Source organism: Ancylobacter sp. 3268 (assembly GCF_031456575.1).
GTDB lineage: Bacteria > Pseudomonadota > Alphaproteobacteria > Rhizobiales > Xanthobacteraceae > Ancylobacter.
In genome coordinates, this window is the sequence record NZ_JAVDUX010000005.1 from 251,470 (window position 1) to 276,448 (window position 24,979).

Consider the following 24,979-nt stretch of genomic DNA (forward strand, 5'->3'; position numbering starts at 1 on the left):
GCCGTGTGGCAGGCCTGTGTGCGGCCTTCGCCCTTGTCGGCGGGCAGGCCCCGGCATGCGCGGATAACGCGGCCGCGCAGGAACTGGCGCCCTATGTGATCTCCGATGACGCCATCGTCGAGCCGCTGGCCGGCCGGCGCGGCGATCCGGGGGGAGGACAGGCCTTGCTTGCGGAGCGCCACCGCAGCCTGTGCATCCTCTGCCACGCGGCTCCGGCCGTGCCGGCACCGCTGCAGGGCACGCTGGCGCCGAGCCTCGCCGGCATCGGCTCCCGGCTGGACGCAGGGCAGATCCGGCTGCGTATCGTCGACATGAAGCGGCTCAACCCGGACAGCCTCATGCCCGCCTACTACACTGTCCGCGAAGGCACACGCGTCGCCCCTGCCTGGCGGGGCAAGCCGCTGCTCGAGGCGGCGGAGATCGAGCATCTCGTCGCCTATCTCGTGACGCTGAAGGAGTGATCCCATGGGTGACGCCGCCACGCCTGAGATCGAGGAGGGGATGGTGCTGGACCGTCGGGCGGTTCTCGCCGGTGTCGCCGGCCTCGTCGTGCTGGCCCTGCCGCTGCCGGCACTGGCGCGGCCGTCGCTGGACGAGGCGATCGCCAGCTTCGCCGGAGGCACGCCGGTGGCCGCGGGGCGGGTGAAGCTCGCGATCCCGCCGCTGGTGGAGAACGGCAACGCCGTGGGCGTGACGGTCGAGGTCGACAGCCCGATGACGCCGGCGGCTCATGTCCGCCGCATCGGCCTGTTCAACGAGAAGAACCCGCAGGCCGAGGTCGCGGTCTTCCATCTCGGGCCGCATAATGGCCGCGCCCGCATCGCCACCCGCATCCGCCTCGCCACCTCCCAGACCGTGGTCGCCGTCGCCGAGCTCAGCGACGGCACCTACTGGTCGAGCAAGGCGAACATCATCGTCACGCTCGCCGCCTGCATCGAGGATCTGACATGAGCCAAACCCTCGCTGCCAAGGCCCTCGTCAGCGTGCCCAAGACCGCCAGGCGCGGCGACGTTGTCGATCTCCGCGCGATGATCGCCCACCCGATGGAGACCGGCTACCGCATGGGCGCGAATGGGGTGGCCATTCCCCGGCGCATCATCACCCGCCTCACCTGCACCTATGGCGGGAACGAGGTGTTCGCGGCCGAGTTCTTCCCGGCGGTCTCGGCCAATCCCTTCGTGTCCTTCAGCCTCGTCGCCGCCGCGAGCGGCACGGTCGACTTCGCCTGGACCGACGACACGGGGGCGACCTTCACGGCGAGCGCCGAGATCGCGGTGAGCTGATGCCCGGCCGGGTGGCGCGCCTCATCGTGCTGACTGTCCTCACTGGACACCTCATCGCACGCGCGGCCCCCGCGCCGGCGGATGGCATTTCGCCTGCCGAGCGTCGCTCGGGGCGCGACTTCATGGCACCGGAAACCCAGGCCATGCAGTCGGACGATGCCAGCAATCCCGGCATGCTCTGGGTGCTTCAGGGAGAGGCGCTGTGGGAGCAGAAGGCCGGCGCGGCGGGCCGTTCCTGCGCCGACTGTCACGGGCCAGCGGCGAGTATGCGGGGCGTGGCGGCACGCTACCCCGCTCTCGACGCGGCGAGCGGCAAGCCCGTGGACCTCGCCGGCCGCATCAACCAATGCCGCTCCAATCACCAGGATACGCTACCCCTGGTAGCCGAGAGCGACGATCTGCTGGCGCTCACCACTTTCGTCGCCCATCAATCGCGCGGCCTGCCGATCGCCCCGCCCGAGGAGCCGCGCCTTGATCCCTTTCGCGAGACCGGGCGGCAGCTCTTCAACGCGCGCATGGGTCAGCTCGATCTCGCCTGCGCCGATTGCCATGACGACAGGTGGAACGGACGCCTGGCCGGCAGCGCGGTGACACAGGGCCATCCGACGGCCTATCCTCTCTACCGGCTGGAGTGGCAGGGCATCGGCTCGCTCCAGCGCCGCCTGCGCAACTGCATGGTCGGCGTGCGCGCCGAACCCTTCGCGGCGGGATCGGACGAACTCATTGCGCTGGAACTCTATTTGATGCAGCGCGCTGCGGGCATGGAGATAGAGACTCCCGGCATACGCCCCTGAACGCCGCGCAGCCGCAGCGAGGCGATGGATGCTCACTCCGATCAGGATGCCCTCTCAGCGAGCTGTCACATGATCTGGAGCCCACGGCGCACCTTCCCGAAATCAATGAAGGGTCAACGCCCCTCTTTGAAAACCTCCGCACGGCGGCTTTGTATGCTGGGAACCAGCGTTACAAGCAGCAGCCCGAGCGTTGCGGCCAGCAGCGCGAGGCTGATCGGCTTGTGCACGAAGATGGCGAGGTCGCCATGGGCGACCAGCATGGCGCGGCGGAAATTCTCCTCCAGCATCGGCCCAATGATGAAGGCGAGCAGCAGCGGAGTCGGCTCGCAGCCGAGTCGCGAGATCGCATAGCCGAACAGCCCGGCAGCGAACAGCACCACCACGTCGAACGGCGAATTATTCACCGCATAGGCGCCGATGCAGCAGAACAGGATGATAGCCGGCACCAGCCGGCGGTAGGGGATGCGCAGGATCGACACCCAGATGGCGATCAGCGGCAGATTGATGATCAGCAGCATAGCGTTTCCGATCCACATCGAGCACACCACGCCCCAGAACAGCTCCGGTCGCTGCGTCACCACCTGCGGGCCCGGCGAGATGCCATGGATGGTCATTGCCCCGATCATCAGCGCGGTCACCGCGCCCGAGGGCATGCCGAGAGTGAGCATCGGGACGAAGGAGGTCTGCGCCGCGGCATTGTTCGCGCTCTCCGGCGCCGCCAGCCCCTCTATGGCGCCCTTGCCGAAGCGCTCCGGCGTGCGCGAGATGCGCTTCTCCAGCATGTAGGCGGAGAAGGAGGCCAGCAGCGTCCCGCTGCCCGGCAGGATGCCGAGCAGGGTCCCGACGCCGGTGCCGCGCAGGATCGGCAAGGCCGAGGCCTTCAAGTCCTCCCATTTCGGCCACAGCCCGGTGATCCTGGCCCGCAGCACCTCGCCGTCGCCCGGCGTTTCCAGCGTACGCAATATCTCGGCGATGCCGAACAGCCCCATGGCGAGCGGGATGAAGTCGATGCCGTCGCGCAGTTCCTGAATGCCGAAAGTGTAACGCGCCTTGCTGGTCTCGACATCGGTGCCGATCAGCCCGAGCGCGAGGCCGATCAGCACCATGACCAGCGCGTTCAGCATCGATCCCTTGCCCATCACCATGACGGCGACAATAGCGAGCACCATCAGCGCCACGTTTTCCGCCGGGCCGAACATCAGTCCGAGCTCGGAGAGCGTGCCGGCCGAAGCGGCGATGAAGAAGGTCGACACCGTGCCGGCGAAGAGCGAGCCGATGGCGGCGATGGCGAGCGCCACGCCGGCACGGCCTTGCTTCGCCATCTGGTGCCCGTCGAGCGCGGTGATGATGCCGGAGGATTCCCCGGGCATGTTCACAAGGATGGCGGTGGTCGAGCCGCCATATTGCGCGCCGTAATAGATGCCGGCGAGCATGATCAGCGCGCCGACCGCCGGCAATTCGAAGGTGATCGGCAGCAGGATGGCGATGGTGGTGGCCGGGCCGATGCCGGGCAGTACCCCCACCAGCGTGCCGAGCAACACCCCGATCAGGCAGAAGGCAAGGTTCTGCCAGGTGAGCGCGACATCGAAGCCGAGCGCGAGATGCGAGGCGAGTTCCATCACAGCACGGTCGGCAGGATCGGCAGTGGCAGACCCAGACCATAGGCGAACACCGCGCCGGCCACCGCGGCGAGGCCGCCGGCGAGCAGCACCCGCTGACGGGCGCCGTCGCCCTCCTGCGCCAGTGAGGCGACGAACACCGTGATGACGGCACTGGCGAGCAGGCCGATCGGTTGGATCAGCGTCGCGAAGGCCAGCACGCTGACCCCGATGCTCGCCGTCCCGCGCCAATGCACCGGCGCCTCGACAGCCGCCGCGCGCGCGCGGCGGCGCAGCGCCAGCAGGCCACGCAGCGCCAGCCCGGCGGCCACGAAGATCAGCCCGAAGGCAACCGCGCGCGGCACGAAGCCTGGGCCCATGCGCAGCGCCGTACCGAGCGGCAAATGCGTGCTAAAGATAAGCAATATCAATGCGAAAGCTGCGGCGATCGCCGCCACGCTGAGATCCCGCACGGCCATGGAAACACTCCCAGAATAATTTTCTTCTTTTCCTATAGACAATTAAGATTGTCAAATTAGGATGCCGGCAAAACGGAGATATCCGGACCATGGCTCCCACATTTTCGCCCCGCGCCTTTTCCGCTCGCGCTCTTTCACTGGTCGCCGCCGCGATCCTGTCGCTGGCCGCGCTTCCCGCCCTCGCCCAGGACGTCGACGTCTCGACCTACCCGCAGCAGCCGGTGCGGATCGTCGTCACCTCGTCGGCCGGCGCCAGCGCCGACGCGCTTGCCCGCACGGTCGGGCGCGAGCTCGGCAAAATCTGGGCCCGGGACCCGGTTATCGAGAACGTCGCCAGCTCGAACGGCAATATCGGGCTGGAGCAGGTGGCCAATTCCAAGCCCGATGGGCTGACCATCGCGGTCGGCGGTGACAAGGTGCCGCTCAACGCCATCTTCTACGGACCTGAGCTGAAGACCGACCTGATCAAGGACCTGTCGACGGTGACCAAGGCCGTCGCCAACCCGCAGATCCTGGTGGTGCGTCCCTCGCTCGGGGTGAAGAACCTTGAGGAATATCTGAAGTTGGCCAAGGAGAAAGGCGGCACGCTCACCGTCGGCACGCCGTCTAACGGCGGCGCGCACCATATCGGCCACGAGCTGCTCGGCCAGCGCACCGGCACCAGATACACCTTCGTCCCCTACAAGGGTGGCGCCCCGGCGGTGACCGATCTGCTCGGCGGCCATATCGACGCGGTGATCATCACGCTCGCCGCCGTCACCGAGCATGTCCGCGCCGGCCGCCTCGTCGCCATCGGCGTTTCCACCGCCAAGCGCTCTGCCGCGCTGCCGGATGTCCCGACCTTCCAGGAACAGGGCATCAAGGACTTCGATGTCGAGACCTGGCAGGGCTTCTTCGTCACCTCCAGGACCCCGCGCCCGCTTGTCGAGAAGATCAACAAGGACTTCGTGAAGGCGCTCACCGCGCCCGAGGTGAAGAACTTCCTCGAAGGCCAGGGCTTCGTCGTCGTCGCCTCCACCGCCGAGGAAGGCGACGCCGCCGTGCGCCAGGATTTCGAGAGCTACGGCAAGGTCATCAAGGCCGCCAACATCAAGCTCGACTGAGCCCGCAAGGGACCAACGGAACTTCATCATGACGGCAGATACCCGCCTTCACCTCAACGTCTTCGTCCCCACCACCGGCCATCACGAGGCCTCATGGCGCCACCCGAAGACGCAGCCCGAACGCGTGACCGACATAAACTACTATCGCGAGATCGCGGGCCTCGCCGAGCGTGGCACCTTCGATTCCATTTTCCTGGCCGACCAGCTGGCCATCGGCCGCAGCGTCCGCCACGTTGCGCAGGGCAAGCTGGAGCCGCTGACCCTGCTCTCCGCGATTGCCGGCGCGACCGAGCGGATCGGGCTGATCGGCACGGCCTCCACCACCTATAGCGAGCCCTACAACCTCGCCCGGCAGTTCGCCTCGCTCGACCACATCAGCGCGGGACGGGCGGGCTGGAACATCGTCACCTCCTGGTCGGCCGAGGCGGCCGGCAATTTTGGCCTCGCCCAGCGCAACTCGCACAGCGACCGCTATCGTCGCGCGACCGAGTTCGTCGAGGTCGTGCGCAAGCTGTGGGACAGCTGGGAGGATGACGCACGCGTCCATGACCGCTCGACCGGCGTCTATGCCGACACCGACCGCATCCACGCCATCGACCATGCCGGCGAGGAGTTCCGCGTGCGCGGCCCGCTCGACCTGCCGCGCCCGCCACAGGGCCACCCGGTGCTGGTGCAGGCCGGTTCCTCGGACGAAGGCCGCTCCTTCGCCGCGCGCTATGCCGAGGCGATCTTCACCGCGCAGCAGGAACTCGCCGACGCGCAGGATTTCTATGCCGACGTGAAGCGCCGCGCCGTCGCCTACGGCCGCGATCCGGCCGGCATCAAGATCCTGCCTGGCCTGTCGCCCATTCTCGGCTCGACCCAGGCCGAGGCCGACGCGCTGGAAGAGGAGCTGAACGACCTCACCCTGCCGGTGGTCGGCCTCAAGCATCTGTCGCAGCGCTTCGACGGCTTCGACTTCAGCGCCTTCCCGCTCGACGAGCCTATCCCGCTCGACGCCTTCCCGCGGCCGGAGACGGTGCAGGGGGCACAGAGTCGCTCGCAGGTGATCCTGACCCTCGTCGAGCGCGAGCGCCCGACGCTGCGCCAGCTTCTACGCCGGCTGGCCGGCGGGCGCGGCCACAAGGTGCTGGCCGGCACCCCGGCGACTGTGGCCGACCACATCCAGAACTGGGTCGAGAAGCGCGCAGCCGACGGCTTCAATATCATGCCGGCGGTGACCCCGCACGGCCTCGCCGCCTTCGTCGACGAGGTGGTGCCGATCCTCCGGCAGCGCGGCCTGTTCCGCACCGATTACGCCGGGCGGACGCTGCGCGCCCATTACGGCCTCGAGCGTCCGGTCAGCCGCTACGCCCGCTCGGCCTGAGCCGTTCCTTCGCCGTGCCTGAACCTTCGGAGATCGCTGTGCCCACTCCTGCTACTGCCGTCGACTGGACGGCGCCCACCTCCGCCCCGGCCGCCGAGGCCGGCCGTACCCGCCTGGAACTGCGCGGCCTGCGCAAGACGCTCGGCGACACCGCGGCGGTGAACGGCATCGACCTCAAGGTCGCTTCGGGCGAAAGCGTGGTGCTGCTCGGGCCGAGCGGCTGCGGCAAGACCACGACGCTGCGCATGGTGGCGGGCTTCATCCAGCCGGATGGCGGCGAGATCCATCTCGACGGCGTGCTCGCCTCCAACGCCTCCTTCGCCCTGCCGCCGGAGAAGCGCCATCTCGGCATGGTGTTCCAGACCTATGCGGTTTGGCCGCACAAGACGGTCACCGACAACGTCGCCTACGGCCTCGAGGTCGCCGGCCGCTCGCGCGCCCAGATCAAGGCCGAGGTCGGCGCGGTGCTGGAACTCGTCCAGCTCGGCGGCCTCGCCGGCCGCTTTCCGGCAGAGCTGTCGGGCGGCCAGCAGCAGCGCGTGGCGCTGGCGCGCGCACTCGCCACCAAGCCCTCGCTGCTGCTGCTCGACGAGCCGCTGTCCAACCTCGATGCCACGCTGCGCGAGGAGATGCGCTTCGAGCTGCGCGGCCTGCAGAAGAACCTCGGCATCACCACGCTCTACGTCACCCACGACCAGGACGAGGCGCTCGTGCTGGCCGACCGCATCGTGGTGATGAACAAGGGCCGCATCGAGCAGATCGGCACACCGGAAGAGGTCTACCGCACCCCGGCGAGCCGCTTCGTCGGCGGCTTCATCGGCATCGCAAATCTCCTCGAAGGCGAGGTCGCCGCCATCGACCGCGTCGGGGGACGCGTGCTCGTCGCGCTCGACGCCGGCGACCGGCTGTGGAGCCGGGCGCCCGAGCGCTGGCTCGCCGCCGCCACGCCGGGCCGCCGCGCCTCCGTGCTGCTGCGCCCGGAGGACATCAAATTGGAGCGTCCCGAGCAGCCCGACCAGGAGAGCGGCACGGAGGCGACATTCGTCTCCGAGACCTTCCTCGGCAACCACTACGAACTCAAGCTCCAGGCTGGCGGCACGCTCCTGCGGGTGCAGTCGCGCCGGCGCGGCACCTTCGAGGACGGGCGCACCCGGCTCTGGGCGCGGCCCGGCAGCGCATGGGTGGTGGCATGAGCGAGATCAGCCTCTCCGATCGCCTCGCCACCGCCCGCCCAGCGGTCCTCGGCTGGCGGCGTCTCTCGGCGCTGCAGCCGGTGCGCGTCCTCGTCATCGGCCTGTCGCTGGCGATCCTGTTCGCCCTCATCGCCTATCCGCTGATCCTGCTGACCGGCTACAGCCTCGTCGATGCCCAGGGCCACCTGACCTTCGAGACCTTCGAGAAAGCCTTCGCCCGCCGCGGCATGTGGCAGGCCACCGTCAACTCGGCCTGGCTGGTGGCGCTGGTGACCACCAGCGCCTGCGCGCTCGGCATCCCTCTCGCCTGGATCGTCGCCCGCACCGATGCGCCCGGCAAGGCGCTGGTGACGCTCGCGGCCGGCGTGTCCTTTGTGATCCCGACCTTCATCTCGGTGATCTCGTGGATCTTCCTCGCCGCGCCGAACTCGGGCTACCTCAACAGGCTGGCCACCGGCTATCTCGGGTTCGAGAGTGCGCCGTTCAACATCATGAGCTTTGGCGGCCTCGTCTTCATCGAGATCGTCGGTGTCTATCCGCTGGTGTTCTTCGCGGTGAACGCGGCGTTGAACAATGTCGACGCCAGCCACGAGCAGGCCGCGCGCATCCTCGGCTCGAACCGGCTTCGCACCACGCTCACCATCACCCTGCCGCTGGTGCGGCCGGCGATCCTCTCCGCGGTGATCCTGGTCATGCTCGACGCGCTGTCCTCCTTCGGCGCGCCGTCCGCCATCGGCACCATGGCGAACTTCTCGGTCATCACCACCAAGATCTACGACCTGCTGAAATTCCCGCCGCAGTTCAACTATGCCGCGGCGGTGGCGATGCCGATCATGGTGTTCACCGCCATCAGCCTGCTGATCCAGAAATACGCTATCCGGGCGGAGAACTTCCGCACCCTTACCGGCAAGGCAACGCCGGAGCAGATCCTCACGCTCGGGCGCTGGCGCTGGGTGGCGGGCGGCTTCTGCCTGATCGTCGCGCTCGTTACCGCCATATTGCCGGTCGGCGCGCTGCTGCTGCTCTCGGCGCTCTCCTCCTTCGGCGCCGACATCCGGTTCGACAACCTCGTCGGCAAGCATTACGCGCTTATCTTCGACGAGAACTTCGCCGCACGCGCCTCGATCCTGCACAGCCTGCTGCTGGCGCTGGCGACGGCGACCGTCTGCGCCACGCTCGGCCTGGTGCTGGGCTGGGTGGTGGAGCGCTTCCGCTTCTTCGGCCGGGAGCTGATCGGCTTCCTCGTCATGATCGCCTACGGCTTCCCGTCCATCGCCTACGCGGTGGGGGTCCTGATGGGCTATGTCGACCTGTTCTACGGAACACTCACGCTCATCCTCATCGCCTATGCCGGCAAGCTGCTGCCGATCGCCTTCGTGCTGGTGAGGAACGGCATCCAGCAACTTTCCACCGACCTCGAGGAAGCCGCCCGCATCTCCGGCGCCGGCTGGCTGCGCTCGATCAAGGACGTGACCTTCCCGCTGGTGCGCGGGGCGGTCGGCATCGCCTGGGTACTCGTCTTCTCGCTGAGCCTGCGCGAGCTCTCCATGTCGGCGATCCTCGCCCAGTCGGACACGCAGGTGATGCCGACCGTGGTTCTGCAATTCATCGAGGACGGGGCGGTCGAGCTCGCCGCGGCGCTGGCGGTGGTCATCGTCGTTGTCAGCCTCGCCATGCTCGGCCTCATCCGCCTGTTCACCCGCAAGAAGACGACTGCTGTCGCCTAGCCGGAGCGTTCCCATGACCCTGCACGCCCTTCCCCAGGAACGCCCCGATCAGGAACGCCCCGATCAGGGACGCTTCGACGAGGGACGTTTCGACGAGGTCTGGGATGTCCTCGTCGTCGGCTTCGGCTTTGCCGGCGGTGCCTCCGCCATCGCTGCGCATGACGCGGGCGCGCGGGTGCTGCTGATCGAGAAGCAGCCCGATCCCGGCGGCATTTCCATCTGTGCCGGCGGCGGTATCCGCACGATCGTCGAGCATGAGGGCGCGCGCGCCTATCTGCGCGAGGCGGCCGGTCCCGATGTTCCCGACGACGTCCTGGATGCGATCGCCGCGGGCATGGCGGAGCTGGAGCCGTATTTCCGCGACCTGGCCAAGGTGAACGGCGCCGAGATCGCCGTGCACCGGCGCATCGCCAATTACCCGTTCCCCGGCCATGACGGCTTCGGAACGGTGGAGGTGCTCTCGATCCCCGGCTTCGATCCGCGCGCGGAATATCCGCACGTGCGCGGCCGGCTCCGCGGCCCGAACGTATTCAAGCTGGTGCACGACAATGTCCGGGCCCGCGGCATCGAGGTGCGGCTGAACACGGCAGCCGAAAGGCTGATCCTCGGCGAGGGCGGCGCCGTGCTCGGCGCCGAGCTGCGCCACGAGGGCAGACTGAAGCGCATCGCGGCCCGGCGCGGCGTCATCCTCGCCTCCGGCGGCTTCGAGGCCGCGCCCGAGTTGCAGCGCAAATACTGGCAGATCCGCCCGGTATTGCCGGTGGCTACGCGCGGCAACACCGGCGACGGCATCCGCATGGCGCAGGCGGCCGGCGCCGACCTCTGGCACATGTGGCACTTCCACGGCTCCTATGGCTTCCGCCACACCGACCCGGCCTATCCCTACGGCCTGCGCGTCAAGAAGCTGCCGGACTGGACGCCGCAGTTGCAGGAACCGGACGTGCGCATGTCCTGGATCGTGCTCGATCGCCAGGGCCGGCGCTTCATGAACGAGTACCAGCCCTACATCCAGGACACCGGCCACCGGCCGCTCGACCAGTACGACGCCCAGTCGCAGCGCTTCCCGCGCATCCCGGCCTTCCTCGTGGTCGACGAGGAGGGGCGCAAGCTCTACCCGCTCGGCCAGACCGTGCTGAACGACCGCTCGGTCGAGCCTTATGAGTGGAGCGACGACAATCTCAAGGAGGTCGGCAACGGCATCCTGAAGCGCGCCGACAGCGTCGAGGAACTCGCCACGCTCATCGGCGCCGCCCCCGCCGCCGTGGTGTCCAGCCTCGAGCGCTGGAACGCGGCGGTCGAGGCCGGGCAGGACGGCGATCACCGGCGCCCGGCCGGCTCGCTCTTCCCGGTGAGGAACCCGCCCTTCTATGTCGGCGAGCTCTGGCCGGTGGTCAGCAATACCCAGGGCGGGCCGGCGCATGACGCGCAGCAGCGGGTGATCAACGCCCATGGCGAGCCGATCCCGCGCCTCTACGAAGCCGGCGAGATCGGCTCCATCTGGGGCTTTCTCTATCTCGGCGCCGGCAATCTCGCCGAGTGCTTCGTCACCGGACGGATCGCCGGCCGCGAGGCCGCCGCGCAGCGCCCCTGGGCGACCGCGCCGGAACTGACGGCCGCCTGAGGCGGCGGACTTTCAAGGAACCAGGCTCATGACTTCGCAACGCAGGCAGATGGCGCTCGGCGCCTTCCTCTATCCCACCGGCCACCATGCGGCGGCCTGGCGCCATCCGGGCGCGCAGGCCGATGCCGGCGTCAACTTCAGGCATTACGCGCAGATCGCCCAGGCGGCCGAGGCGGCCAAGTTCGACATGCTGTTCCTCGCCGACAGCGCCGGCGCGCGCGGCGAGGATTGGGGCGCGCTGGCGCGCTTCTCCACCCATTACGTCGCGCAGTTCGAGCCGCTGACGCTTCTCAGCGGGCTGGCGGCGGTGACCGAGCATATCGGCCTCGTCGCCACCGCGTCCACCACCTACAACGAGCCCTATGTGCTCGCCCGCAAATTCGCCTCGATCGACCACATCAGCGGCGGACGCGCGGCATGGAACCTGGTCACGTCAGCCAATGAGGCGGAGGCACAGAATTTCGGCCGCGACCGGCTGCTCGACCATGACGAGCGCTACCGCCGCGCCACCGAATTCCTCGCCGTGGCGCAGGGCCTGTGGGATTCGTGGGAGGATGACGCCTTCATCCGCGACAAGGAAAGCGGCGTCTTCTTCGATCCGGAGAAGGCCTATCGCCTCGACCATCGAGGCGAGTTCTTCGGCGTGCGCGGCCCGCTCAACATACCGCGCTCGCCGCAGGGCTGGCCGGTGCTGGTGCAGGCCGGCTCGTCCGACGCCGGCAAGGAGCTCGCCGGCGCCTCGGCCGAGGTGGTGTTCACCGCCCAGCAGACGCTGCCCCTCGCGCAAGCCTTCTACCGCGACGTGAAGGCTCGCGCCGTCGCCCATGGCCGCTCGCCGGACGACGTGAAGATCATGCCCGGTATCTTTCCCGTCGTCGGCCGCACGGAGGCCGAGGCGAAGGCGAAGTTCGACGAGTTGCAGAACCTCATCCACCCGGATGTGGCGCTGTCGATCCTCGAACACCGGCTCGGCATCGCGCTGCGCCATCTCCCGCTGGACGGGCCGCTGCCGAAGGACATCCCCGTCACCAATGCGGCGCAGAGCCGGCAGGCGCTTCTCCTGGAACTCGCCGAGCGCGAGGGGCTGTCGATCCTTCAGCTCGGGCTGCGCGTGGCGGGCGCGCGCGGCCACTGGCAGGTGGTCGGCACGCCCGAGCACATCGTCGACGTCATGGAGGAGCGCTTCCTCAACGAGGGCGCCGACGGCTTCAACGTCATGCCGCCCTACCTGCCCGGCGGGCTGACCGACTTCATCGAGCTGGTGCTGCCCGAGCTGCGCCGGCGCGGGCTGTTCCGTACCGAATACGAGGGCCGGACCCTGCGCGAGCATCTCGGCCTGCAGCGTCCCGGCCGCCGCCACAAGCATCACAAGGCAACCGAGGGCGCGGCGCATGGCGACGCCGCGCCGGCGGCAGCCTGACCCGACCAAGCGACCTTTTCCGGAGATTTCCCATGCTCGTCGACAAGCGCAGCCTTTTGAAAGGCGTCGCCACCACCCTTCTTGCTCCCCTGGCTCTCCTGGCCGGCCTCGCCGCGCCGCTTTCCCCCGCCCGCGCCGACCCGCTGCCCGAGCGCCTCGCCTCCCTCTATGAGGCGGCGAAGAAGGAAGCACAGGTGGTGTTCTATACGTCCTACCGGCAGGAGACGAGCACGGCGGTGCTGGAGTTCTGGCGCAAGACGTTTCCGGACGTGAAGCTCAACATCGTCCAGAAGCAGACGCTCGACCTCATCCCCACCATCGAGGCGGAGAAGGCGGCGGGACGCACCAATCCGGACGTGGTCTTCATCAGCCAGCGCTTCATCCTGGACGACTGGAAGAAGCGCGGCTACCTGGTCCCCTACAAGGTGCGCGACTTCGACCAGATCGGCGGCAACTACAAGGACCCGGAGGGCAACTACATCGCCACCGCGGCGACGCTGCTCTCGGCCGCCTACAACCCGAAGGTCTTCCCGGATCCGTCGGTGCTGCCGAAGAAGATCGCCGACTTCCTCGACCCGAAGTGGAAGGGCAAGATCGTCTTCTCCGATCCGCGCACGGCGGCTTCCCAGCTCACCTGGTTCCAGACGCTGCTGGCGCACAAGATCATCACCTGGGACACGATCAAGGGCTTCGCGAGCCAGGATTTCCTGCTCACCCGCGGCAATGCGGAATCGGTGCGCCTCTTGGTGGCCGGCGAGCGGGACCTCTCGCCGCTGATCTCCTCGCAGAACGTCATCACCGCCCGCGAGCGCGGCCAGAGCATCGAGGCCTATATTCTCGACGAAGGCGTGGTCACCAACGAGAACTACCTCGCCATTTTCAAGGGCGGGCCGAACCCCGACGCCGCCAAGCTGCTGATCGAGGTGCTGACCAGTCCGGAGGGCCAGGAGATCGTGGCGAATGCCGGTTCCTACATCCCGACCCATCCGGACGCGAAGATCCCGGCCGGCCTGCCCAAGCTCTCCGACCTCAAGATCATCGTGGCGGACCAGGACATCGGCGGCGACGCCTCGCAGAAGTTCCTCGAGCAGTTCGACGCCGTCTTCAATCGCCAGTGACGCGGCATAGGCCCTCCGCCCGGCGCGGAGGGCCGTCTTCTCTTACAGGTTTCAGACATGAGCACCGGATTTGCGCGCATCGGCGCGGCGGCCCTGCGCGAGCGGCTGCGCGGAGACGGCGAGATCGCCCTTCTTGACGTCCGCGAGGAGGGCGTCTTCGCCGCGCGCCATATATTGGCGGCCTCCAACGCCCCGACCAGCCGGCTGGAGCGCATCATGCCGGCGCTGGTGCCGCGCAAGGCGACGCCGATCGTCCTCGTCGACGATGACGAGCGCCTCGCCGGGCGGGCGGGGAGGGTCCTCGCCGCCGCCGGGTATGGCGACATCACAACCCTCGCTGGCGGCGTGCCGGCCTGGGAGGCGGCTGGCTTCGAGCTGTTCGCCGGCGTCTATGTGCCGAGCAAGGCCTTCGCCGAGGTGGTCGAGGTGACCAACCACACGCCGCATATCGAGGCGCATGAGCTGGAGGCGCGCCGCGCCGCCGGCGAGAAGGTGGTGCTGCTCGATAGCCGGCCCTTCGACGAATACAACTGGATCACCATCCCCGGCTCGATCGACTGCCCGAGCGGCGAACTGGTGCTGCGTGCCAAGCAGAGCGTGCCGGACGAGGATACGCTGGTCGTGGTGAACTGCGGCGGGCGCACGCGCTCGATCATCGGCGCGCAGATCCTCATCGATGCCGGCCTGCCTAACAAGGTGGTGTCGCTGAAGAACGGCACGCAGGGCTGGCACCTCGCGGGCCTCGACGTGGAGCGCGGCGCGACCCGCGTGGCGCCACCCCCCTCGGCTCCCGCGCATGACTGGGCTCGGCAGGCGGCGGGCCGTCTGGCGGAGCGCTTCGGCACGCCGACCATCGACGCGGCGACGCTCGCCCGCTACGAGGCCGAGCAGGACGAGACCACGCTCTACCGCTTCGACGTCCGCGATCCCGCCGAGTACCGCGCCGGCCACCGCGCCGGCTTTCGCTCGGCGCCGGGCGGCCAGCTGGTGCAGGCGACCGACACCTTCATCGCGGTTCGCCATGCGCGCATCGTGCTGGCGGACAGGGATGGCGTGCGGGCGCACACCACCGCCGCCTGGCTGCGGCGCATGGGCTTCGGCCATGTCGTCGTGCTCGACGAGAACGCGCCCGCGACGCTGGAGACGGGCGAGGCGCCGGAGACCGTCATCGGCCTCGAGGCCATTACCGCCGAGAATGTGAGCCCCGCTGCGCTCGCCGACCTGCTCGAGCGCCCCGAGGCGGTCGTCGTCGACGTCGCTACCAGCCGCGAGTATCGCGCCGGCCATATTCCCGGCGCCTGGTTCGGCATACGCGGCCGGCTGGCCGAGGACGCGTCGAAGCTCCCCGCCGCATCCCTCTATGTGCTGACCTCGCCAGACGGAGTCATCGCCCGCCTTGCCGCAGCGGAGCTCGCGGAAGCCACAGGCCGGCCGGTGAAGGTACTCACCGGGGGCACCATCGCTTGGCGCGGCGCGGGCTTGCCGGTCGAGGTCGACCGCGAAAACCTCGCCTCCGCCACCGACGACGTGCTGCTCAAGGCATTCGAGCGCCGCGACAGGCGCGAGGAGGCCATGCGCGAATATCTGCAATGGGAGCTCGACCTCGTCGAGCAGGTGCGCCGCGACGGCACCATCCAGTTCCGCCTCTAACCTTCGAGAGACATCTGCATGACCAGCTCCAACCGGCCGCTCTCCGGCAAGGTCGCCCTCGTCACCGGCTCCGCCCGCCGCATCGGCCGCGAGAGCGCGCTGCTGCTGGCGCGCGAGGGCGCCCATGTCGTCGTCCACGCCAGGTCGTCGCGCGACGAGATCGAGGCGGTGGCCGCCGAGATCCGTGCCGAGGGCGGTGCCGCCACGGCGCTGCTCGCCGACATCACCGTGGAGGCGGAGGTGCAGCGGCTCGTCGACGCCATCCTCGGCGAGACCGGCCGGCTCGACATCCTCGTCAACAACGCCGCGGTGCGCGGCGAGAAGCCCCTGGTCGAGCTCGACCTCGCCACCTTCCGCGCGGTCTATTCGGTGATCGTCGAGGGCGCCTTTCTCGTCACCCGCGCCGCGGTGCCGGCGATGGCGCGCAACGGCTTCGGCCGCATCATCTCGATCGGCGGGGTGAGCGCGCACAGTGGCGTCTCGCACCGGGTGCATGTGGCGACCGCCAAGGCGGCGCTGGTCGGCTTCACCAAGGCGCTGGCGATCGAGTTCGGCGCGCAGGGCATCACCGCCAATCTCGTGGTGCCCGGCCGCATCGGCGGGCCGCGCTCGGCGACCTCCGGCGCTGGCGGCGCCTTCCCGGGCGGCGGCTTCTTGCCGGTCGGGCACGAGGGCGCGCCGCGCAACGTCGCCGAGATCGTGCGCACCCTCGCCTTGCCGAGCGGCGACTTCATCACCGGCCAGACGTTGCATGTGAACGGCGGCATGTACCTGCCCTAGCCCTTCGGCAGGGCGACATAATCGGTGTCGTTGGCGATTTCCGCCGCCTGCGCCTCGTCGCGATGGAAGATGAGGCAGGGCACCCGCCCGAAATCTCTCCGCAAGCGATCCGCATGTCGTTTCGGTCATCGGCGAAGATCGTCGGCCACACGAACCAGCCGCGCTCCAGCCCCGCCGGGCGCCGCTCGCCACCGGCCTGCAGGCGGATGCCCTCTTCCCGCCCGAGGCGGATGTAGGGCTGCACGCGCTCCCATGGCTTGTGGCTCGCCATCGGGCCGATCCGCACCGCCGGGTCGGCCCCCTCGCCCAGCGAGAACGCGGCCAGGGCGGCCACCAGCCGGGCCTCGATGTCTTCCGGCCGGCGTCACCCCTTCAGGGTCCCGGCGCAGCGGGCAGAATGACGCGGCCGGTCGCCGTCGATCCGGAATGATCTTGGCGATGTCGCGATGCGTGCTCGGCGCCGTCCCCACGGCGTCTCCATACCGTTCACGGCATTGAGCACGCCGGAGGGCAGCATAACGACATTGCGGACGCGGGGCGGGCAATTTCGGCGCTATCCCGGCTTCTGTCGCGACGCCGAAGCGACTACGAATGCGGTAATCGAGCTGTGGCTTTTACGCGCTAAAGACAGGGGCTGCAGCGATCCTTAAGGGATCGACAGGACGTTTCAGGTTCGAATGGGCGCCGTCGACGGCACGCCGTTCGACGATAGCAGGAGGGGAATATGCAGCTCGGTGTCGTCGGCCTCGGCCGGATGGGTGGAAACATCGCGCGGCGCCTCGCCCGTGCGGGACATTCCTGCATCGTCTGGGATCGCAACAGCTCGGCGGTGGGCGAGCTCGCCGGCGAAGGCATGTCGGGCGCCGCCGGTCTCGCCGACCTGGTGTCGAAGCTGGCGGCGCCGCGCGCGGTATGGGTGATGCTGCCGGCCGGCGCGCCGACCGAGGATACGGTGAACGCGCTCGCCGGCCTGATGTCGCCCGGCGACATCATCATCGACGGCGGTAACACCTTCTACAAGGACGACATCCGGCGCGCCGAGACGCTGGAGCCGCAGGGCCTGCATTATATCGACGTCGGCACCTCCGGCGGCGTCTGGGGCCTTGAGCGCGGCTACTGCATGATGATCGGCGGCACCAAGGAGGCGGTGGACCATCTCGACCCGATCTTCGCCGCGCTGGCGCCCGGCAAGGGCAACATCCCGCTGACGCCCGGCCGCGAGGGCCGCGATCCACGCGCCGAGCAGGGCTATATTCATGCCGGGCCGGCCGGAGCCGGTCACTTCGTCAAGATGATCCACAACGGCATCGAGTACGGCCTGATGCAGGCTTATGCCGAAGGCTTCGAGATCCTGAAGAACAAGGATTCCGCCGCGCTGCCGGCCAATGAGCGCTACACGCTCAACATGCCGGACATCGCCGAGGTGTGGCGGCGCGGCAGCGTGGTGTCGTCCTGGCTGCTCGACCTCACCTCGATCGCGCTCGCCAGGGACGAGCAGCTCTCCGCCTTTCCCGGCGAGGTCGCCGATTCCGGCGAGGGCCGCTGGACGGTGATGGCGGCGGTGGAGGAGGCGGTCTCGGCCGAGGTGCTCACCGCCGCGCTCTACACCCGCTTCCGCTCGCGCCAGAACCACACCTTCGGCGAGAAGATGCTTTCGGCGATGCGCTTCCAGTTTGGCGGCCATACCGAATTCAAGATGGACAAGTGATCAATGGCTGGCGAGACCGTCGTCCTCGGGCAGAAGGTGCTGGCGCCGGATGCCGCGCCCGCGCCCGCATCCACCTTCTTCATTTTCGGCGCGTCCGGCGACCTGACCCAGCGCCTGCTGCTGCCTTCGCTCTACAACCTCGCCAATGAAGGCGTGCTGAGCGACGATTTCGCCATCGTCGGCGTCGACCGGGTCGAGCAGAGCGAGGAAGACTACCGGGCCTATCTCACCGAGGCGACCAAGGGCCTGCCCGGCTCCTGCGACGTCGGCGGCACCACGTGGAACTGGCTGATAAGCCGCATCGGCTACATCGCCGGCGACTTCGAGGATCCCGCCACCTATGGCCGCATCCGCGAACGGCTGGATGGGCGGGCCGGCCAGACCGGCAATGCGGTGTTCTACCTCGCGGTGGCGCCGCGCTTCTTCGCCGCCATCTCCGAGCAGCTCGGCGCCGCCGACCTGCTGAAGGAGGCGGAGGGCGCCTTCCGCCACATCGTGGTGGAGAAGCCGTTCGGCACCGACCTGCCCTCCGCGCGCGTGCTCAACAAGCGCCTGCTGGCGGTGGCGGACGAGCGGCAGATCTATCGGATCGACCATTTCCTCGGCAAGGAAACGGTGCAGAACATGATGGCGCTGCGCTTCGGCAACGGCATTTTCGAGCCGATCTGGAGCAAGGAATATATCGACCACGTCCAGATCACCGCGGCGGAAACCGTGACGGTCGAAAAGCGCGGGCGCTTCTATGACGCCACCGGCGCCCTGCGCGACATGGTGCCCAACCACATGTTCCAGCTGCTCGCCATGACCGCGATGGAGCCGCCAAACTCCTTCGATGCCGACGCGGTGCGCACCGAGAAGACCAAGGTGATCGAGGCGATCCGCCACATGAAGCCGAGCGACGCCATCGGCGCGGCGGTGCGCGGGCAATACCGGGCCGGCATCGTCAACGGCCAGCCGGTGAAGGACTACCGCGCCGAGCAGGACGTCGCGCCCGACAGCCGCACCGAGACCTATGTGGCGCTGAAATGCTTCGTCGATTCCTGGCGCTGGAACGGCGTGCCGTTCTATGTGCGCACCGGCAAGGCGCTGTCGGCGCGGCGGACCGAGATCGTCATCCAGTTCAAGCGCGCGCCGGGCGTGCTGTTCCGCCATCTGCCCACCGCGCTGAAGCCGAACGTCATGGTCATCCACGTCCAGCCGGACGAGGGCGTCTCGCTGCGGTTCGCCGCCAAGGTGCCGGGCCGCAAGGTACGGCTCTCCGAGGTGGAGATGGACTTCAAGTATACCGACTACTTCAAGGCGGCGCCGTCCACCGGCTACGAGACGCTGATCTATGATTGCCTGTGCGGCGATCCCACGCTGTTCCAGCGCGCCGATACCATCGAGGCCGGCTGGGAGGCGGTGGAGCCGATCATCGACGCCGTGGCCGGCGGCGAAGACGACGTGCAGTTTTATTCCGCCGGCAGCAGCGGCCCGGCGATGTCCGATGTGATGCTGGCGCAGGACGGCTTCCAATGGCTGTCGCTCGAACGGAACCGTGCCCCATGACCCCCTCCGATACCCTCCGCCCGTCCACCAGCTCGGGGCGCATCTCGCTGATGGTCTCCGACGTCGACGGCACGCTGGTGGACAAGCAGAAGGCCGTGACGCCCGCCACCGTCGCGGCGGTGCGCCGGCTGCGCGAGGCCGGCGTGCCCTTCGTCGCGGTCTCCGCCCGTCCGCCGCGCGGCATGAAGATCCTCGTCGAAGCGCTGGGCCTCGATCTGTTCGGCGGCTTCAACGGCGGCTCGATCCTGCGCGGCGACTTCTCGATCGTCGAGCAGCACTTCGTCGCCCGCGATGCCGCGGCGACCGGCATCGCGGTGATGGCCGAGCGCGGCGCCTCCATCTGGGTGTTCGCCGACAATGAATGGTATCTCACCGACCCTGACTCCCAGTATGTCGCCGGCGAGATCCGCACCGTCGCCTTCCAGCCGACCGTCGTGCGCGAGTTCGGCGATCATATTGCGCGGGCGGGCAAAATCGTCGGCTCGTCGAGCGATTTCGCCATGCTGGAGGCCTGCGAGGCCGATCTCCAGCCCATGCTGGGCAGCGGCGCCACGGTGAAGCGCTCGCAGGCCAAATATCTCGACCTCACCCCGCCCGGCACCGACAAGGGCCATGCCGTGCGCCAATTCGCCCGGCATTTCGGTGTCCCGCTGGACGAAGTGGCTGTCATCGGCGACATGCACAACGACCTGCCGATGTTCGCCACCGCCGGGCTCGCCATCGCCATGGGCAATGCCGCGCCGGAGGTGAAGGCGCAGGCCGATTTCGTCACCACCGCCAATGACGAGGATGGCGTCGCCCACGCCATCGAACGCTTCGTGCTGCCCCGCGCCGCAGGAAAAGGCTGAGGCCCGGCTTCCTGCCCCGGCCGCCGGCGGGCTCCGGCGTTGCGACTTGGTGAGATGCGCGCATCAAACTCTCTTCCAGAACCGGTGACCGCTCGGGCCGCGCTGATCGCCGCGCTGGCCAATGCGGTGCTGTTTCTGGCGCTGCTTCTGCTCGAGGCGGCGCGGGCGGCCCCCCTCGACGCCACATTCGTCCATATCTCGGATATTCACTTCAATCCGTTCGAGCTCCCGCCACACGGCCGCGACCTCGCCGGCCTACCGCTGGCCGCATGGCCGGCCCATTTCGCCGCAGGTTCCGACCACCGGCTCTCGCGCTGGGGCGAGGACACCAACCACGCCCTTCTCGAAACCGCGCTGGCCGACATCTCCAGGGCTGCAGCCGGTGCCGATTTCGTGCTGCTCACCGGCGACCTGCTGGCCCATGATTTTCCCGCCAGGACCGAGCGCGCCTTCGGCTTCCGCCCCGGTTCGGCGGAGAGCCGCGCTTTCGCGGTGAAGACCACGCTGTTCGTCGCCGCACGCCTGCGGGCGGCCCTGCCGGGCAAGCCGATCGTGCTGTCGCTCGGCAACACCGATTCGGGCTGCGGCGACTACCGCATCGATGCCGGTGGCCCCTATCTCCAGGCAACGCGCGAGACGGTGCGCGACCTGGCCGGATCGTCCCTGCTCGCCGCGGATTTCGACGAGAGCTACCTCGCCGGCGGATTTTACGCCGCCTCGCATCCGACCCAGGCCGACACCACCCTGCTGGTGCTCGACGATGCGCTGTGGTCGCCCGCGTATCGCAATGCCTGCGGCACCACTGGCCTCGGCGCGGCGCATGTCATGCTCGCCTGGCTCGAACGCCAGCTGGCGACGGCCGAGGCCGCCGGCCGCAGGGTCTGGCTTTTGCACCACATTCCCGCGGGCATCGACGCCTATGGCACGGTCAGCGCCAAGGGGACGACCTGCCGCGAACGCATCGTGCCGATGCTGGCCGAGCCCTTCGCCTCCCGCTTCACCGGGCTGCTGGCGCGCTACGCCGGCACGGTGACGGCGAGCTTCAGCGGGCACGACCATCACGATGACTACCGGCTGCTGCGCGATCGCGCCGGCGCCGTCATCGGCACCGAGAAGATCGCGCCGGCGATCAGCCCCGTGTTCGGCCAGAATCCCGGCTTCCTGCTGTTTTCCTATGACCGGGCATCCGGCGCGGTCGCGGATTTCGCGGCACGCTACCTGGCCAATCTCGACACCGCGGCGAATGCCGCTGCGGCCGAATGGGAGCAGGAATACCGATTCTCGGCCGCCTATTCTGCGGCGGCCTTCACGCCGTCAGCCGTCGAGGCGATGTGGAAGCAGCTGCAGCCATCCGGCGCAGCCGACACGCCATTCCGGCGCTTGTACAATGTCAGCCACGGCGAGCTCGGCAAGGACGATCTGCCAGCCTATGCCTGTGCCATCGGATACACCGACCCAGCCGCCTTCGCCGACTGCTATTGCGGCCGCTAGAGCGTTTTCGAGCGATGTGGATTCCACTTCGCTGGAAGAAAACACGTCAAAACAATAGGCTAGAGCATTTCCGGCGAACCGGTGTTCACCGAAAATGCTCTAGCATGCCGAGCGGCGCAGCATTCGTTCGACGTCGCAACGAAGCGCCACGCCGCCCCCAGGCCTAACGGTGTCGAGGGCTTCGATATCGGTCATCGAAGCCCTCGGTTCAATTGCGCAGCGCGTCAGACCTGCGCCAGCCCTCCATCGACGAACACCTCGCCGCCGGTCATGAAGCTGCTGTCCGAGGAGGCGAGGAACGCCGCCACCGCCCCGGTCTCGCTCGGGTCGCCCATGCGGCCGACCGGCGTCGTGGCGCCGAGCGCATCCAACGCTTCTTCGCCCACCACCTCGACGGCGAGTTCGGTTTTGGTTGGCCCGGGAGAAAGTACATTCACGCGAATGCCCGTGCCGCGCAGGTCCAGCGCCCAGCTGCGCGCCAGATTGCGGATCGCCGCTTTGGTGGCGCTGTAGACGCTGAACTGCGGCGTGCCCATGACCCCTGTGCTCGACCCCGTGAGGATGATCGACCCGCCCGCCTTCATCAGCGGCAGCGCCTTCTGCACCGTGAAGATCAGCCCTTTCACATTGACGTCGAAGGTCTGGTCGTAGTGCTCGGGCGTGATCTCGCCGAGTGGTGCGAAGGATCCGGTGCCGGCATTGGCGAACAGGATGTCGAGGCCGCCGCGTTCGGCCTTGACGGTCTCATAGAGCCGGCCGAGATCGGCAAGGTCGGTCACCGAACCCTGCACGGCCCGCGCCTGCGGCCCCAGCTGTGCCAAGGCGGCATCGAGCGCCTGCCGCCGCCGCCCGAAGATGTAGACGAACGCGCCTTCCTCGATGAACCGCTTGGCGGCGCCGAGGCCGATGCCGCTTCCGCCTCCGGTTACCACTGCCGTCTTGCCCTGTAGCCTGCTCATGATGTGCTCCTTCGTTGAGGTTGCACTCAGTTGGCGGGCTACCCACTTATCGACAAGTATGCACCTTTTGGTAAGTACCTGGAAATGTCATCCTCCTTCTCTGCCACCACCGCACCGCAGGTTGCCGGCTGCACGCCGACGCTGCCCGGCTTCACCTGCGGCCTCGACGCCACGCTCCGAGTCATCTCCGGCAAGTGGAAGCCGCTGATCCTGTATTTCCTCGCCCAGGGCGGGCCGACGCGCTACGGCGAGCTGCGCCGCGCCATTCGCGATGTCAGCGACAAGATGCTGATCCAGCAGCTCAAGGAGCTGGAGGCCGACGAACTCGTGAAACGGACGGACTACAACGAGATCCCGCCACGGGTCGATTACAGCCTGACGCCGCTGGGCCTCAGCCTCGCCGAGGCGCTTGTGCCGCTCTGCAGCTGGGGCACAGAGAATCTGGCCGAGGTCACCCGCGTCTTCGCCCGGCGGGAGGCCGGGATCGCCAGGAAAGGATAGGACTGCGGGACAAGCGGCCCCCGCAATCCCGATCTTGCGTGTCGCACCGCGTGACGGCAATGTCAGTCGGGCAAGGCGCTCGGCGGATATGTACCGCCCTGCGGTCTCGTCGGGCAGCAGGATGGGGAAGTGCCAATCATGAACATGAACGGTCGGACTGCCGATGCCGGCAGGGCAGACGAGGTCGCCGTGCTCGGGCATCGGGCGGGGCTGGTCAGCCGCCGGTCGTTTCTGGTCGGCTCGGCCGTTGGTCTCGGCGCCTTCGGGCTGGCCGGCTGTGCGACACCCGACGGCCTGAGCCTCGCCGAAGCGCAGAAGCTCTATGGCCCGGTGCCCGAGGAGAAGTTCCCGATCCCGGCGGTCGATGTCAGCAAGGTCGATCGGAAATATTATCGCCGGACCGTTCGCTACGAGACCGAGGAGGCGCCCGGCACGATCATCGTCGATCCCGGCAACTACTATGTCTACCGCATCGAGGAGGACGGGCTCGCCACCCGCTATGGTGCCAATGTCGGCCGCGACGGGTTCCGGTGGAATGGCGAGGCCTATGTCGGACGCAAGGGCGAATGGGCGACCTGGACACCGCCCAAGGAGATGATCCAGCGCCAGCCCGAAGCCGCCAAATACGCCCGCGGCATGCCGGGCGGCCTCGACAACCCGCTCGGTGCCCGCACGCTCTATCTGTATCAGAACGGCGCCTACACGCTCTACACCATCTACGCGACCAGCGATCCCGAATCGATCGGCAACGGTGTCACCAGCGGTTGCGTCGGTCTCCTGAGCCAGGACATGATCGACCTGTATGATCGCACGCCGGTAAAGACGAAAGTGGTGGTGTTGCCGGCATAGCGGCGATGGGGTAGTGCGCCAACGTCGCGGCTTCGGCGTGTCCCATCGGCAGCCCCCGGCCGTGCCGGAAGCCGGGGACCGCGCTTCCGGCGGGACGCCTTGAGGCGCCTTCACGCCGGTGCGCGCAAAAGGCTGCCGATTCGATCGGCGCTGCGCACCCCCCGATGTGGCACGTACAGGCAAGCGGATGGCGACTTGCTCGGTCCTCAAGGACGATCACGCCCCGTTTGCCGCCTCTTCCATCCGCGCCAGCAGATCGTCGCGCGCATCGAGGCAGTGCTCCAGGGCGACGCTGGAGGCTAGTCCGGCATCGCCGGAGCGGATGGCGCCGACCAGGCGGCGGTGCTGCTCGATGATCGCCGCGATGCGCGACGGTCCAAAGCCATAGCGCTGTCGGATGCTGACGACGAGTTCCCAGCCCTGATCCATGATATCGGCGGCCACCGGGTTGTCGGCCAGCACGGCGATCCGCCGATGCAAGGTGAGATTGGCCTCGACCATGGCGGGGGCATTGCCGCTGGCAGCGGCCTGCTCATAGGCCGCGGCGAGGCGATCGAGCTCGTCGGCGCCGGCCGGGCTGATCCGCTCCGCGGCATTGCGGACCAGCAGCACCTCGAGCGCCGCCCGCGTGTCATGCATGTCGCGGACGAATTTCGGCGTGACGCCGCGCAGGATCGCCCCCTTATGCGGATCGATCACCACCAGGCGGTCGCCCTCGAGCTGCCGCAGCGCCTCGCGCACCGGGATGTGGCTGACGCCGTAGCGCGAGCTGAGCTCCGCGACCCGCAGGCGCTCGCCCGGGGCGATGAGGCCGGCGACGATGTCGCGCCGGATCGCGCGCTCGACACGCGCGGTCATGGTCTCATGTCGCATCATCTCGTTCATGCCGCTGGCTCCTGCCTCTGCGCTAGCACGACCGGCTTACCACAACCATCACGCTCTC

At 68.3% G+C, this 24,979-nt stretch carries 23 protein-coding genes and 1 pseudogene; 19 read left to right on the forward strand and 5 right to left on the reverse strand.

Annotation, left to right across the window (positions count from 1 at the left end):
• The first annotated feature begins 5 nt into the window (after positions 1-5).
• The 4 genes from soxX to soxA are packed head-to-tail and all read left to right on the forward strand — an operon-like array spanning position 6 to position 2,077.
• Positions 6-461 (forward strand): sulfur oxidation c-type cytochrome SoxX, encoded by a 456-nt coding sequence (soxX, locus tag J2X65_RS09320; RefSeq protein WP_404977686.1) that lies wholly within the window; start codon positions 6-8, stop codon positions 459-461.
• A gap of 4 nt (positions 462-465) precedes the next feature.
• A complete protein-coding gene (locus J2X65_RS09325; RefSeq protein ID WP_310200523.1) occupies positions 466-951 on the forward strand; it encodes a SoxY-related AACIE arm protein in 486 nt (161 codons plus the stop codon).
• Positions 948-1,283 carry a thiosulfate oxidation carrier complex protein SoxZ gene (gene soxZ, locus J2X65_RS09330; RefSeq protein ID WP_310200525.1) on the forward strand — a complete coding sequence of 112 codons (336 nt, stop codon included), beginning with the start codon at positions 948-950 and terminating at the stop codon, positions 1,281-1,283. The genes J2X65_RS09325 and soxZ overlap by 4 nt, the downstream gene beginning before the upstream one ends.
• The gene (gene soxA, locus J2X65_RS09335) at positions 1,283-2,077 is read left to right on the forward strand and encodes a sulfur oxidation c-type cytochrome SoxA (protein ID WP_310200527.1); all 795 of its coding nucleotides are present in this window, start codon (positions 1,283-1,285) and stop codon (positions 2,075-2,077) included. The genes soxZ and soxA overlap by 1 nt, the downstream gene beginning before the upstream one ends.
• Before the next feature lie 113 nt (positions 2,078-2,190).
• Here the strand turns inward: soxA and J2X65_RS09340 are convergent, their stop codons facing one another.
• Positions 2,191-3,696, reverse strand: a complete 1,506-nt coding sequence (locus J2X65_RS09340) for a tripartite tricarboxylate transporter permease (RefSeq protein ID WP_310200529.1) — start codon at positions 3,694-3,696, stop codon at positions 2,191-2,193.
• Complete coding sequence (locus J2X65_RS09345) at positions 3,696-4,154, reverse strand: tripartite tricarboxylate transporter TctB family protein (RefSeq protein ID WP_310200531.1); 459 nt, start codon at positions 4,152-4,154, stop codon at positions 3,696-3,698. Before J2X65_RS09345 ends, J2X65_RS09340 begins: the two co-directional genes overlap by 1 nt.
• Before the next feature lie 89 nt (positions 4,155-4,243).
• On the opposite strand from J2X65_RS09345, the gene J2X65_RS09350 reads away from it, so the two are divergent.
• Genes J2X65_RS09350 through J2X65_RS09390 form a run of 9 tightly spaced genes read left to right on the forward strand, consistent with a single transcriptional unit; the run spans position 4,244 to position 16,132 of the window.
• Positions 4,244-5,257: a tripartite tricarboxylate transporter substrate binding protein gene (locus J2X65_RS09350; protein WP_310200533.1), complete on the forward strand. Its 1,014-nt coding sequence runs from the start codon at positions 4,244-4,246 to the stop codon at positions 5,255-5,257.
• A 28-nt stretch (positions 5,258-5,285) separates the two neighbouring features.
• A complete protein-coding gene (locus tag J2X65_RS09355) occupies positions 5,286-6,623 on the forward strand; it encodes an LLM class flavin-dependent oxidoreductase (protein WP_310200535.1) in 1,338 nt (445 codons plus the stop codon).
• A 38-nt stretch (positions 6,624-6,661) separates the two neighbouring features.
• On the forward strand, positions 6,662-7,816 hold the full coding sequence (locus J2X65_RS09360) for an ABC transporter ATP-binding protein (protein ID WP_310200538.1): 1,155 nt from the start codon (positions 6,662-6,664) through the stop codon (positions 7,814-7,816).
• Entirely contained in the window at positions 7,813-9,543 is a 1,731-nt protein-coding gene (locus J2X65_RS09365) for an iron ABC transporter permease (RefSeq protein WP_310200540.1), read from the forward strand. The genes J2X65_RS09360 and J2X65_RS09365 overlap by 4 nt, the downstream gene beginning before the upstream one ends.
• Before the next feature lie 13 nt (positions 9,544-9,556).
• Entirely contained in the window at positions 9,557-11,164 is a 1,608-nt protein-coding gene (locus J2X65_RS09370; protein WP_310200541.1) for an FAD-dependent oxidoreductase, read from the forward strand.
• Between the two features lie 28 nt (positions 11,165-11,192).
• Positions 11,193-12,584: an LLM class flavin-dependent oxidoreductase gene (locus J2X65_RS09375; protein WP_310200543.1), complete on the forward strand. Its 1,392-nt coding sequence runs from the start codon at positions 11,193-11,195 to the stop codon at positions 12,582-12,584.
• A gap of 32 nt (positions 12,585-12,616) precedes the next feature.
• Positions 12,617-13,702: an extracellular solute-binding protein gene (locus J2X65_RS09380; protein ID WP_310200545.1), complete on the forward strand. Its 1,086-nt coding sequence runs from the start codon at positions 12,617-12,619 to the stop codon at positions 13,700-13,702.
• A gap of 57 nt (positions 13,703-13,759) precedes the next feature.
• Positions 13,760-15,352, forward strand: a complete 1,593-nt coding sequence (locus tag J2X65_RS09385) for a rhodanese-like domain-containing protein (protein ID WP_310200547.1) — start codon at positions 13,760-13,762, stop codon at positions 15,350-15,352.
• An 18-nt stretch (positions 15,353-15,370) separates the two neighbouring features.
• Complete coding sequence (locus tag J2X65_RS09390; protein WP_310200549.1) at positions 15,371-16,132, forward strand: SDR family oxidoreductase; 762 nt, start codon at positions 15,371-15,373, stop codon at positions 16,130-16,132.
• 145 nt (positions 16,133-16,277) lie between these two features.
• Here J2X65_RS09390 and J2X65_RS09395 read toward each other — a convergent pair.
• Positions 16,278-16,466 (reverse strand): annotated as a pseudogene (locus J2X65_RS09395) (aldehyde dehydrogenase family protein); the annotation flags it as partial.
• A gap of 390 nt (positions 16,467-16,856) precedes the next feature.
• Here J2X65_RS09395 and gnd point away from each other — a divergent pair.
• The 4 genes from gnd (at position 16,857) to J2X65_RS09415 (ending at position 21,727) form a co-directional block, all read left to right on the forward strand.
• Positions 16,857-17,840: a phosphogluconate dehydrogenase (NAD(+)-dependent, decarboxylating) gene (gnd, locus tag J2X65_RS09400; protein ID WP_310200551.1), complete on the forward strand. Its 984-nt coding sequence runs from the start codon at positions 16,857-16,859 to the stop codon at positions 17,838-17,840.
• 3 nt (positions 17,841-17,843) lie between these two features.
• A complete protein-coding gene (gene zwf, locus J2X65_RS09405) occupies positions 17,844-19,388 on the forward strand; it encodes a glucose-6-phosphate dehydrogenase (RefSeq protein ID WP_310200553.1) in 1,545 nt (514 codons plus the stop codon).
• Positions 19,385-20,236, forward strand: coding sequence for a Cof-type HAD-IIB family hydrolase (locus tag J2X65_RS09410; RefSeq protein WP_310200556.1), 852 nt, complete (start codon positions 19,385-19,387; stop codon positions 20,234-20,236). Before zwf ends, J2X65_RS09410 begins: the two co-directional genes overlap by 4 nt.
• Before the next feature lie 84 nt (positions 20,237-20,320).
• Positions 20,321-21,727: a metallophosphoesterase gene (locus J2X65_RS09415; RefSeq protein ID WP_310200558.1), complete on the forward strand. Its 1,407-nt coding sequence runs from the start codon at positions 20,321-20,323 to the stop codon at positions 21,725-21,727.
• A 224-nt stretch (positions 21,728-21,951) separates the two neighbouring features.
• On the opposite strand, the gene J2X65_RS09420 is transcribed toward J2X65_RS09415, so the two are convergent.
• A complete protein-coding gene (locus tag J2X65_RS09420) occupies positions 21,952-22,686 on the reverse strand; it encodes an SDR family oxidoreductase (protein WP_310200560.1) in 735 nt (244 codons plus the stop codon).
• Between the two features lie 84 nt (positions 22,687-22,770).
• On the opposite strand from J2X65_RS09420, the gene J2X65_RS09425 reads away from it, so the two are divergent.
• A complete protein-coding gene (locus J2X65_RS09425; protein ID WP_310200562.1) occupies positions 22,771-23,187 on the forward strand; it encodes a helix-turn-helix domain-containing protein in 417 nt (138 codons plus the stop codon).
• 138 nt (positions 23,188-23,325) lie between these two features.
• Complete coding sequence (locus J2X65_RS09430) at positions 23,326-24,036, forward strand: L,D-transpeptidase (protein WP_310200564.1); 711 nt, start codon at positions 23,326-23,328, stop codon at positions 24,034-24,036.
• Between the two features lie 216 nt (positions 24,037-24,252).
• Here the strand turns inward: J2X65_RS09430 and J2X65_RS09435 are convergent, their stop codons facing one another.
• Positions 24,253-24,921 (reverse strand): GntR family transcriptional regulator, encoded by a 669-nt coding sequence (locus J2X65_RS09435; protein ID WP_310200566.1) that lies wholly within the window; start codon positions 24,919-24,921, stop codon positions 24,253-24,255.
• Positions 24,922-24,979 lie beyond the last annotated feature (58 nt).